Annotated in this window: 6 protein-coding genes and 1 tRNA gene; 2 read left to right on the forward strand and 5 right to left on the reverse strand. The window is 39.3% G+C overall.

What is annotated here, in order from left to right; translation table 11 throughout:
- Nucleotides 1-4: 4 nt before the first annotated feature.
- Nucleotides 5-81, forward strand: a tRNA-Met gene (locus tag PZ638_RS16025).
- A gap of 140 nt (nucleotides 82-221) precedes the next feature.
- Here the strand turns inward: PZ638_RS16025 and amiC are convergent.
- Complete coding sequence (gene amiC, locus PZ638_RS16030) at nucleotides 222-1,472, reverse strand: N-acetylmuramoyl-L-alanine amidase AmiC (RefSeq protein ID WP_004257585.1); 1,251 nt, start codon at nucleotides 1,470-1,472, stop codon at nucleotides 222-224.
- A gap of 362 nt (nucleotides 1,473-1,834) precedes the next feature.
- Between amiC and argA the strand changes: the two genes are divergently transcribed.
- On the forward strand, nucleotides 1,835-3,178 hold the full coding sequence (argA, locus tag PZ638_RS16035) for an amino-acid N-acetyltransferase (RefSeq protein ID WP_036957996.1): 1,344 nt from the start codon (nucleotides 1,835-1,837) through the stop codon (nucleotides 3,176-3,178).
- Nucleotides 3,179-3,282: 104 nt separating this feature from the next.
- Here argA and PZ638_RS16040 read toward each other — a convergent pair whose 3' ends face one another.
- The 4 genes from PZ638_RS16040 to ptrA are packed head-to-tail and all read right to left on the reverse strand — an operon-like array spanning nucleotide 3,283 to nucleotide 12,255.
- The gene (locus tag PZ638_RS16040; protein WP_094961122.1) at nucleotides 3,283-3,852 is read right to left on the reverse strand and encodes a hypothetical protein; all 570 of its coding nucleotides are present in this window, start codon (nucleotides 3,850-3,852) and stop codon (nucleotides 3,283-3,285) included.
- Between the two features lie 53 nt (nucleotides 3,853-3,905).
- Nucleotides 3,906-5,753 carry an exodeoxyribonuclease V subunit alpha gene (gene recD, locus PZ638_RS16045; RefSeq protein ID WP_206277731.1) on the reverse strand — a complete coding sequence of 616 codons (1,848 nt, stop codon included), beginning with the start codon at nucleotides 5,751-5,753 and terminating at the stop codon, nucleotides 3,906-3,908.
- On the reverse strand, nucleotides 5,753-9,361 hold the full coding sequence (gene recB, locus PZ638_RS16050; protein ID WP_275612185.1) for an exodeoxyribonuclease V subunit beta: 3,609 nt from the start codon (nucleotides 9,359-9,361) through the stop codon (nucleotides 5,753-5,755). Before recB ends, recD begins: the two co-directional genes overlap by 1 nt.
- Nucleotides 9,358-12,255 (reverse strand): pitrilysin, encoded by a 2,898-nt coding sequence (ptrA, locus tag PZ638_RS16055; protein WP_272674635.1) that lies wholly within the window; start codon nucleotides 12,253-12,255, stop codon nucleotides 9,358-9,360. Before ptrA ends, recB begins: the two co-directional genes overlap by 4 nt.
- Nucleotides 12,256-12,259: the final 4 nt, after the last annotated feature.

A 12,259-nucleotide genomic window follows, 5' to 3' on the forward strand; every position in this document is an offset into this window, starting at 1 on the left:
CAGTCGCGGGGTGGAGCAGCATGGTAGCTCGTCGGGCTCATAACCCGAAGGTCGTTGGTTCAAATCCAGCCCCCGCAACCAATTCTTTCAAATGCCCTTTCTAATTCAATTACCTTTTTAGTACCACTATAATAAATTCTATTTTACCCATCGATAAAAACAAAAAAAGGCGACTCACACACGTTTATCACCTTTCTTTATTTTAATCTGATTTAAATTAATTAGTTGCGAATTGCTAATGCACCGCCATTACGGAAATAAGCTTTTACCCCTTCAAAAATGGATTCTGCCATTTGTTGTTGGAATTTAGCTGTTTTCAATTTCCGCTCTTCTTCTAAATTACTAATAAAAGCCGTTTCAACGAGAATTGATGGGATCTCTGGAGCCTTCAACACCGCGAACCCGGCTTGGTCAACTCTATTTTTATGCAACTTGTTAACTTTTCCCATCCGTTTTAGTACTTCATCACCAAATTTCAAACTGTCGTTAATCGTCGCTGTTTGCACGAGATCAAACATCGTATGGTCGAGATACACATCTCCACTTTTACTCACACCGCCCACTAAGTCCGCTTCGTTTTGTGTTTGTGCTAGGTAGCGAGCCGTATTACTGGTCGCACCTTTCGTTGATAGCGCAAAAACAGAAGAACCGCGGGCTGAACGGTTAGTAAATGCATCTGCATGAATTGAAACGAATAAATCAGCCTGCATTTTACGTGCTTTCGCCACTCGGACTTTTAACGGAATAAAGACATCTTCATTACGAGTCATATAGGAACGCATTTTAGGGTCTTTATCTATCAAAGCTTTTAAGCGCCGTGCGATCTGTAAAACCACATCTTTTTCACGTGTCTTATATTTGCCTATCGCACCAGGGTCTTCACCACCATGCCCTGGGTCGATCATAATAATAATGGGGCGATCCGTTCCTGCTTTTCCAGGCTTCTTCGCTTGAGCAGGCATGCTTTCCTCAAGATCACCTTTATTATAATCCTCAAGTAATGCCAATAGAGGATCATCATTGGTGTCAACACCTTTACCTGGATAAAAATCAAGAACTAAGCGGTGCTTAAATTCCGCAACAGGGGCCATCGAGAAGAATTGAGGACTAACTTTATTTTTAACTTCAAATACCAAGCGAACCGTTTTCGGATCAAATTGCCCAACTCTAACCAGTTTAAGGTAAGGATCACGTGTTTGAATTTGGGTTCCCATATCCTTTAATACATTATTTAACTGCACCCCTTCAAGATCGACCACAATACGCTCAGGGTTATTAAGCACAAACTGGCGGTACTTCAATGGAGTACTAGATTCCAATGTTACCCGGGTATAGCTGGATGCAGGCCAAATGCGCACAGCCACCACGCTGCTACTCGCAGAAAAACCGAATGGGCTAATGCTCAGTAACATAACTGCAGCTGCGCCCTGAATAAAACGACGCTTCGATGGGTTGTGATCTTGGTGACTCATCAATAATTCCGAACCTAGAACTGAAAAATAAAGTGATTTTAGGATAATTGCTAATAATTAGACTTGAAATACGCACTCTAACTAATCATTTGCACTCTGTCATTAAGAATATATCAAAGCATCTATAGAGTTACATTAATGAGTATAACCTAATCATACCGAGAGAAAATATTTGTGAGTGACTTTCTGTGTCAATTTTATGCAATTTAATTTTCGTAGAGTATATCTAGTTAAATTTAGAGATATGTAAACGATAAAAATAAAAATGTTACTTTTTTTATCCCATCTTTTACTTGATATTTCCCAACAAAAAGAATAAAAATACATTATTAACGAATAAAAATTCAATTAAGAGGGTTGTTATGAAAGAGCGCAGCACCGAGTTGGTTGATGAGTTTCGCCATTCGGTCCCTTATATAAACGCCCACCGCGGCAAAACATTCATTATTATGCTTGGTGGTGAAGCGATTGCGCATGAAAATTTTCCTAGCATTGTCAATGACATAGGATTATTGCATAGTTTAGGCATCCGAATTATTGTCGTTTATGGTGCTAGGCCTCAAATTGAGGATATCTTAGCTGAACACAAATATGATGCGGTTTATCATAAACATACTCGTGTAACAGATGCGAATACACTTGAATATGTAAAACAAGCTTCTGGAGCTTTACAATTAGATATCACGGCTCGGTTATCTATGAGCTTAGGTAATACCCCGCTTCAAGGCGCACATATTAATGTGGTTAGTGGTAATTTCGTTATTGCTCAACCTCTAGGGGTTGATGATGGCATTGATTATTGCCACAGCGGAAGAATCCGCCGTATTAATGAAGAAGCCATTAATAATCAGTTAGATAATGGTTCCATTGTGTTGATTGGGCCGGTTGCAGTCTCTGTCACAGGAGAAAGTTTTAATCTGACCTCTGAAGAAATTGCAACTCAATTAGCAGTAAAAATGAAAGCGGAAAAACTGATCGGTTTTTGCTCCTCACAAGGTGTAGTAGATAAAGAAGGCAATATTTTGTCTGAATTATTCCCAAATGAAGCAGAAAACCGTATTCAAGAGCTGGAATCTGAGGGCGATTACTACTCAGGAACCGTGCGTTTTCTACGTGGAGCCGCAAAAGCTTGTCGCCGGGGTGTCCGCCGTAGCCACCTATTGAGCTACCAAGAAAATGGTTCTTTAATTCAAGAATTATTCTCTCGCGATGGTATTGGTACCCAAATAGTCATGGAAAGCGCGGAACAAATCCGCCGTGCAAACATTAATGATATAGGTGGAATATTAGAACTTATTCGCCCATTAGAGCAGCAAGGGATTTTAGTTAGACGTTCACGTGAGCAATTAGAAATGGAAATTGATAAATTTACCATTATTGAACGTGATAACTTAGTCATCGCTTGCGCGGCGCTTTACCCTTACCCAGAAGAAAAATTAGGTGAAATGGCATGTGTCGCTGTTCATCCTGATTACCGTAGTTCATCTAGGGGAGAGGAGTTACTGCACCGTATTGCCGTACAAGCAAAACAATTTGGTTTAGACAAGCTATTTGTACTAACAACTCGTAGCATCCATTGGTTTCAAGAGCGTGGTTTTACCCCCGCGGAGATTGAGATGTTACCAATGAAAAAACAGGCTTTATATAACTACCAGCGCCGCTCTAAGATATTGATTTTAGATTTAAAAAACCAAGCTGATAAGTAAATATTAGAATATTCAAAATGATTGCTATTTAGTCAATTACTTTAACCCCAAACTATACAAGGATGCATAGTTTGGGCTATGGCTTTAACACAAATGAATAGCCACTAAGCTATCTGAATAACCCTTGCTTTCTCACACAAAGGAATGGAGTCTAAATGCGGTTGTATTGCAGCTTTCATCTCAGCGAAAGAAGTACCATAAAAATAAAATGCCGTTTCTGTCGGGCCATCCCAGACCCCATGAATACTCCCAATATCTTCCACTGCTTCATCTAGAGTATCGAATACTTCATTGATATCCCCATTTTCATAAACGTCATCAGCGAGCTCTGTCCCGTTGAAATAAATAGCCATACCTTCATCTGAGCCAAAATCGATTCGAACATCTTCGCCATGAATGAATAAACGAGAGCCCTTTGGAGCTAACATTGAAGAAAAAAGTTGAATAATTAAACTGATATTTTCGTCACTAGCTTCTTCAAGTGCTATTTCTATATCGCATTCTTGCGCTTCGCCATTATCACTTAATAATGTTCCACCACCTGTAACATGGATATTTTTACCCATGCTTTTCATGACTTCATTAAATGCATCTTCTAAATCACCACGCCTAATCGGTTCAAGTCTTGCATTTAATGTTACTGTAATTGCCGTCATTGCTTGCTGGTTATCCATCTCATTACCTTTACTTTTGGGTTAAATATTCACGTAACTTACATATAAACTAGTCACATTAATTGGGTCGCTAAACCACTTCGCCGCTTGGTTGGTGTTTCAACTGCTCGACGTAATACCTTTGGGCTGCCATAAAGAGATAGCTCTTTTTTAGCTCGAGTTATCGCCGTATACACAAGCTCACGGGTCATTACGGGAGAATATACATTTGGTAAAACTAATGCGGTATGAGCAAACTCCGAACCTTGTGATTTATGAACGGTCATTGCATAAGCTGTTTCATGTTGTGGAAGTCGGTTAGGTTGTACCCCACGAATAGTCCCATCTGGAAATTGAAAATAGGCTCTCAGTGTATTTTCTTCATCCGGTAAAATGATGCCTATATCCCCATTAAAGAGTCCTAATGGGCTGTCATTACGGCTAATCATAATTGGCCGGCCTGCATAGTGTTTATTCAATAAATTATATGGACGGTTTATTATCCCTTGCCTATGAAATAATTTTTCCAATTTATCGTTAAGGCCAATGACGCCAAAAGGGCCTTCTCGCAGAGCTGTTAGTACCCGATATTGGTTAAATTTTTTCAAAACTTGCTCAGGATCTTCTTTATTTTTAACCGCTAGTAGATATTCCTTATAATTTTCAGCGGCATCTAATAAAATTTTCGCGTAATCATCTGCGGTTTCTTGAATATAACTATGTACATCTGGCCGCTGCTGATTTAGTAACTGTTGAACTCTAGAAACATTACCTTCATTTACAGCAAAAGCGAGTTGGCCAATCCCTGAATCTGCCGAAAAACGGTAGCTTTTACGTAGCAGACATAGGCTATCACGAATAATTGGGCCGCTTGGTGATGCATAAGATTCAACTGAATGCCCTGTTAACTCCGAAAGTTGGGACGCTCTTTCTGCACTATAACCGTTATCAGCAAACTGACAGATATCCCCTAATACTGCCCCTGCCTCGACTGAGGCTAATTGGTCTTTATCACCTAGAAATATTAACTTTGCATTTTCAGGTAATGACTCAAGTAATTTGCTCATCATGGGTAAATCTACCATTGAGGCTTCATCAATAATCAATACATCAAGAGATAAACGATTATCTCGGTTATAGCGAAACTGCTGGCTCTCAGGTTGAGCCCCTAGTAAACGGTGCAATGTTTTTGCATGATTAGGCAAAACAGCACGTTCTTCATCGGTTAAAGGCATTTTTTTCATCGCCTCTCCGAGGGACTCCGTCAACCTAGCTGCAGCCTTACCGGTTGGAGCCGCCAACTCTATTCTAATTTTATGGTGATACTTAGTTTCAAGTTTAATTAATGCAGCAAGGATACGTGCAACTGTTGTGGTTTTTCCTGTTCCTGGCCCCCCTGATATAATTGACACCTTACTCGTTACAGCAACTGCTGCTGCAACTTTTTGCCAATCTATATCATCAGTAATGGGAAATAAGCTGTCTAGTACATTCTTAATTTGAACATTATTTTGCTTATCTATTAATGTATTAGAGAAAAATTTCGCAACATACTGCTCATATTGCCACATCCGTTGAAAATATAAGTATTCCCCTGAAAGCACCAAAGGAGAGATTTTGTTTTCTGTTGATAATGACACTGCATTTGCTTGTCTGAGCGTTTGATAGAGCTCTTGCTCACTCGGCTCTCCCATTTTTTGCCAAAACGCAGTTGCTAACTCTGGGTGCCTTCCCGCAAACAATTTGTCGGGGTCAACATCCGCCAGTGCTAGGCAAACGTGCCCAGCCATAGTTTCTGCGCTAAGGAGTGCTGCAATCATAAGTACTATAGGATACTTATCATCAGAAATGCTGTAAGCAAATTGCACATCTAGAGGTGTAAAGATATGCTTCTCAATAGCTTGATTAAATAGGGATTTCATTAAGTTGCTTCCCCTTGCTGAACATTTTTAAATAAGCTATCTAACGCTTCAATAAAAGGCTCTATAGGGCGATAAAAGAAAATGCCGTTACTTGAGTGAATATTATCTATGCCTCGTAAAAATAAATAATAAACGCCACCAAAATGAGTTTCATAATCATAATTAGGCATTCTTTGCTTGAGGTAACGATGTAACGCTAACGAATATAGTTGATATTGCAAATCATAGCGGTGGTCTATCATCGCTTCAGCCATGGCTTCTTGGGTATAAAAACTGGCATCTTTCCCTAAATAATTTGATTTATAATCAAGAAGATAAAATTTGCCTTTCCAGTAAAAGGTGAGGTCAATAAACCCCTTTAAAATACCTTGAACTCTCTCAAAATTTAGCGGAGGACAACGTTGTGATAATGGGTCATATTGGTGCGTTATCTTATCTAAATGACTGGCACTCAATAGGGAATCAATAGGGAGATAAAACTGCATTTCATCCAATTGGTCTTGAGCCTGTAATGCAGATAAACATAACCCGTCTTCTGATAGTGGTGCCTGTACAATTGCATTCAGCCATTCTTGCAGCATCGGTGCCCACTGTATGTCAAACCCTGAGGATTCAAGTTTTTCAGACAACCATTCTTGAGAAATATGCCCACTAAAATCAATCTCCTCCATCAAGTTATGCAAAAATGTTCCCGGTGATGCACCTTTAGGAAATTGATGAGGAGTTAGGATAAGAGGCTCGTCTTCCTGTTGCTCCACATCAACACTAGCCTCAATATCCATATTAGGGGCTAATGAATTAGCAAATTGCAATGCTGAAACTGATTCTTCTGCTTCAGTATGGCTTGAACCATAACTTAACCCCGAATAGCTGGTAACACGCCAGTGGTCATTAAAATGACGAATCACTGCTCTTGCCGATAAGTTTACGCTATCATTTTGTTCTAATAGCACGCGTTCCGACTTAGGTTGATTAATCACTGCAACATCAATAACGTCATTGCTAATTTCAGCTAGCATGTCGTTCAATAGTAGGCTATCTCCTGCTTGCCCTTTTTGGATGACGTAACCCAGCGCAGATAAGTGTAAATCGGTTTCACCACTTTTTTTTCTGTTACCTTTAATTAATGGTGCAATACCGACACTACAGTGATAGATAGCCCTTGTGAGTGCTACATATAATAAGCGTAGGTCTTCTGCTAGACGCTCTTCATCAGCTAGAGCAACATTTTCTTCACTATCGTTTAAATCTAGCCGTACTGCATAATCCGTTCTATCGTGATATAAACCTTTAGATTGGGGTAGAAAATTGCTCGCAAAAGGCAACCAAACAATCTTATATTCAAGGCCCTTAGATTTATGTATGGTACTGATCTGCACCAAATGTTTATCACTTTCAAGACGCATTTGTTGTACGTCAGATTGATGATCAGGATGGGCAATTTGTTGCGCTAGCCAACGTGTTAGTGTGTGCTCACCTTCAAGCTGTAATGACATTTCTTGTAACAGCTCACCAATATGCATCACATCCATTAAGCGACGCTCTCCATCAGCACCTGATAACAACGTTTCTGCAATTTGCCTCTGCGCCATGACCATTCTAAGCATGGGGAGCACGCCTCGTTTTTGCCACACCATGCCATAACGAGCAAATTCATCTACAATTTTTTCCCACGATTTTTCATCATGGTTTAGGTCATCAATTTGTTTAGCGGTTAAACCCAATATTCCTGTCGCCAATGCACTGCGCAAAACACGTTCTTTTTCCGGTGTTAAAACTGCCTGTAGTAACCACAGTAAATCTCTCGCTTCCGGTGTTGAAAATACACTTTCCCGATTAGATTGAAACACAGAAGGGATATTTAACCGATTTAAAGCATCACGAATCAATACAGCTTCACGTCGGCTACGAACCAACACAGTAATATCAGAAGCTTCTACAGGAGTATGTGCTCCTTTATTGTCAAAATAGCTACTACCCTGAAACCCGCCTTGTAAATATTGTGCGATTTGCGCTGCACATTGTGAAGCTGTTGCTTGTTCATATTCAGCAACTGAGACACCTTCTGCTTCCACTTGCCAAAATGTAAGTGCTTTGACCACTTCGCCATCATGAATAAGTTTTTTACCGCTATTTTGCTTAGCGAAATTAACGGGTTGAAAAGGAATTTGCTCAAAAATAAATGGTGACTGACAGCGGCCAAATAAGTGATTAATAGCTTCAACCATATTTTGCGATGAACGATAGTTAGTCTCTAATGTGTAGTGAGCACTAACTTCATTTTTTGCTTCGATATAGGTGAAAATATCTGCGCCCCGAAAAGCATATATAGCTTGTTTAGGGTCGCCGATGAAAAGTAATGCGCTGTCATTAACTTCCCGATAAATTCTTTGAAAAATACGGTATTGCTGTGCATCTGTATCTTGAAACTCATCTATCATCGCAACAGGAAAGCGTTGACTAATAGCTTGAGCTAAAAATTTCCCACTTTCTTGAGCAAGAGCACCGTCTAAACGGGTCAATAAATCATCAAACCCCATTTCACCACGATTATGTTTTTCATTAGTAATCGCTCCCCTCACCTCTGAAATGGCCAGTGGAATAACCAGATCTTTTAGAGTTAATGATTGAGAAAGTAGCTCATCTATACTTTGGAAAACAATATGTTCTGGCCCTAAGCCACTTTTTGATTTTTTATGTAATACCGTTTGTGAGAAACGTTCAAGATCTTTAGGAAGCTGATAATCTTCTGTTTTTTCTTGAGCCCATTCGCCTATTTTTATCAGCCATGTAGGTAGAAAACGAGTACTATAACTTCGTTTATCCACATCTGAATCAGCGATAAGCTTCTCAAAATCCGCTGAGTTTTCTAACCAGGCCGTTTTAACTGACTCAATTAACAAGATTAGCCGCTGATGCCGTTCTTCTAGAGTTTCTACTTGTTTCGGTTGGTTAATAATTAAAGGAATGTCACCCTGCAAGAAAGGTTTAATCTCCGAAAGTAATGCTTCAGGACTAGTCCACAGTGACTGAATGACTTTCGTCATGGAGTAATTCAGAGGATAAAAATGGCGGCGCCAAAAGTCTGCACAAGCTTGTTTTTGAATCGGAAATTCATCTTGAATCATTGTTTGTTCGAACAATACTCCCGACTCAAATGCATTATGAACTAGCATTCTTTGGCAAAAACCATGGATAGTATATATCGCGGCTTCATCCATTTGCCTTTCCGCTGCCTGCAACCATTGCGCAGCGAATTTTCTTTGGGATTCCCCCGAAAGCTCAGCTAATAATTCAAGATACTCAGGCTGCGACTCGAAACCAACGCCATTTCTTAAGCAAACTAAGCGCATATCATGAATACGTTGACGAATACGTCCCCGTAACTCATTCGTCGCAGCCTCAGTAAATGTTACAACTAAAATTTCTTCAACACTTAACGGCCTAGGAAACGCATTAACGCCTCCCAGACCTAATAAAAGCCGCAGATAAAGTATACCAATTGTATATGTTTTACCCGTTCCTGCAGATGCTTCAATTAACCGCTGCCCACGCAGAGGTAAGGAAAAAACATTCAGTAATTGGGACTCTACCTGCACTTTATTCACTCAGCATCTTCCTTTATTGGTAAAATCTTTTGCAACTGAGAAGCTGTTGGGTAAAGCACCCAATCTTTCAGATGAGCATACCCCACTTTAGTATCAACTCCTTGGCCTATAACTTGGGAGCTAACTGCTAACCCCTTATGCTTTATAACTGCATTTTCATAATACTCAATGACTTGTTCTTTCGTTGCTGTCCCTAAAGTTGCAATAACTTTTTCACGAGTATCAAAACTGAAAATATTTCTCGAAAAATCAGATGAATAACGGCCTACTTCCTCATAGAACGTTTGAGGTGGTTGATTCATCTCCGTGATAATGGATTGTTTATATTGATTAAATTCATCTATCGGCAGCTTTTTCAGTTTCTCTAATGCTTGAAGATAGAATTGTTGGTAACGAGTATTCAAGTAACTCGGTGTTTTGGCATTACTTTGAATTAAAAAGCCCATTCCCCACTGATCCCCCAGCCCTGCTTTAAAAGCAAATACTGCGTAACCCAGTTGCTCATTGGTTCTTAATTGGTCATAAAACCAAGGCTGAATTACCTTAGAAAGAATACCTGATAATACTGCGCCATCAATGCGGCTATAACCGTCTGGAATAAAGATTTCAGCAAGTGCATTATCTGAGCTATTCCCCTGTTTATGAAAATCTGCTAGGTAATTTTTGTCGATAACTACAATATCACCACGCCACCAATTGGTACCTTCGCTCTTTAATAATTGCTGTGCATCTTTAATAGTTTTAATGCTTTGCGACTCAGTCATATTACCAAAGACCAGCGCTTGTAATGCTGCACTCTTAACTATCATTTCACGGTAATTAGTGATGTCTTGCAATGAAATTTTATCTAGCTCGGCTAAACGCTGTTCTTGCTCAAAATAAGGTACACTATTAATACGCTGAAGCGGCTGCATGGCTAGTTCATAAGCTTTCGCATTATTAGCAACTTCAATTTGCTCTTTATACCAAGATTTTGCTTGAGCTAATTCTTGTTCCGTTGGCTCAAAATTCAGGTATAGCTTCGTCATGGATAAAAAGAGTTCAGGTAAATGTTGGGTGTAACCACTGGCATTTAATTGCAGACCAATTCCCTGAGAAACAGAGACAGACATACCAGCTACAGATGCCTGATATTGCAGTTCATCCATTTTCAATGAAGCGATATATTGTAATAAAGAGCCCGTTACTTGTTGCTTAGCATCTTTATCACCTTGGTTAGAACGTAATGATAAAGTGATACTCGCCTTTGGCTCATCTGCAAAATATTGACTTGGCATATATAACACTCGTGTATTGCCATCTTGATAGATGAATTCGGGGTGTTTATAAGCCTTATCAGTTTTAATTAGTGATAAATTATCAGCAATATAAGGGTTTAAAGCAGGCAATTTAAAATTCATTTTAGATTCTAAACTTGCCCAGGTTTTAAATTGTTTTGCTGTGATTTTATTGACCTGATACGGTGCATCGACAAAATAGGCTTTTTTGTTATTCGGTTCATTTGGACTAATAAACCAAATCCTCGCCTCTTGCGCAGTGAGCTCTGATAAACGCTGTTTAATCGCTTCAGGGTCATACTTATCTGCAATGTAATCTGAATCAAGAACATGATTAACAGGAACATCAATCATTTGGTCTGATAACCATTCAATGTAGTTCATATCCCTGACAATTGAACCATAACGGAATGATAAATTAAGAACTTTTGCTATTTCATCAAAGTAACTTTTATTGACCCCATCATTTTTAATTAACTCAAGATAAGAAAAGATAGCTGCAATAATTTCGTCTCTTTCTTGTAACCCTTTATCAGTCAATGTCACATAAATAGAGAATGAACCATAGTTTCTATCTAAATTTGGAGTGGCAGAGGCACTGATACCTTCAGCAAGCCCTTGCGATATTAACCAATCAGCCAATGTTCCGGGGCTTCTATTACCAATTAAGTAACTAATATAGTTGTCACTTTTACTGCGAAAATCTGCCATATTATTTTTAATACTGAATTCAATTTGTATGGCTTTTTGCGGTTGCGCTGGCACATAATGAATAATAATGCCTTTTTCATTATCCGTTACTGCTGGGATATTAACAGCGGGAACACTTGCGTTAAAATTAGGTATACGCCCAAATGTTTCCTGTGCAATATTCGCTAATGATTCGATAGATTGGTCGCCGTAAAGCACTGCATTCATTAGGTTTGCAGAATAATACTGCTTATAAAAACCCACAAGCTCATCTTGTAGTTTGCTATTAGGTTTATCTTTCAGAGTCTCTAAATTTCCCCCCGAAAAACGTGAGTTCGGGTGTAATGGGTTCAATGTTTCAGAACGTACTTGCCATATACGCATCCCGTCACGAGAACGTGCCATTGTAAGTTCTGCATTAACTGCATTACGTTCTCTGTCTGCATTAATCGGGTCTAAAAGTGGCTCAGCTAATGCATCTGCAAGCCTATCCGTCGCTTCTTTTAATGCACCATTTTCAACTTCAAAGTAATAAGCAGTACGATGAGAAGCGGTACTTGCATTATGGCTACCACCGTGTTTTTGCAAAAATTCAGAGAAACTACTTGGCTCTGGGTACTTTTTGGAACCCATTAAAACCATATGCTCTAAATAATGAGCCAGCCCTAATTGGCTATTTGGGTTTTCAATACTACCAACAGGTATCGATACCGCAGCCAATGATTTTGTTGCTTTGGCATCTGATACCAATAAAACCGTCATATCATTACTAAGTTTGATGGCTTTATATTCCCTAGGGTCTCTTTCACTTTTATTTACTGTTTCAGGCAAAACTTGCCAAAGTGGTTGCGCTGCTATTGCTTGACCACCGAAAAAAATTATCAGTAATAAAAATAGATGAGCGATATTTTTGGATAAATATTGCATCCTT

This window comes from Providencia hangzhouensis, from assembly GCF_029193595.2.
In the GTDB taxonomy this organism is placed as follows: domain Bacteria; phylum Pseudomonadota; class Gammaproteobacteria; order Enterobacterales; family Enterobacteriaceae; genus Providencia; species Providencia hangzhouensis.

Bases quoted from the DNA above. Each gene is read 5' to 3' on its own strand.
- PZ638_RS16040 (WP_094961122.1), bottom strand. From the start codon at position 3,852: ATGGATAACCAGCAAGCAATGACGGCAATTACAGTAACATTAAATGCA.
- amiC (WP_004257585.1), bottom strand. From the start codon at position 1,472: ATGAGTCACCAAGATCACAACCCATCGAAGCGTCGTTTTATTCAGGGC.
- ptrA (WP_272674635.1), bottom strand. From the start codon at position 12,255: ATGCAATATTTATCCAAAAATATCGCTCATCTATTTTTATTACTGATA.
- recD (WP_206277731.1), bottom strand. From the start codon at position 5,753: ATGAAATCCCTATTTAATCAAGCTATTGAGAAGCATATCTTTACACCT.
- argA (WP_036957996.1), top strand. From the start codon at position 1,835: ATGAAAGAGCGCAGCACCGAGTTGGTTGATGAGTTTCGCCATTCGGTC.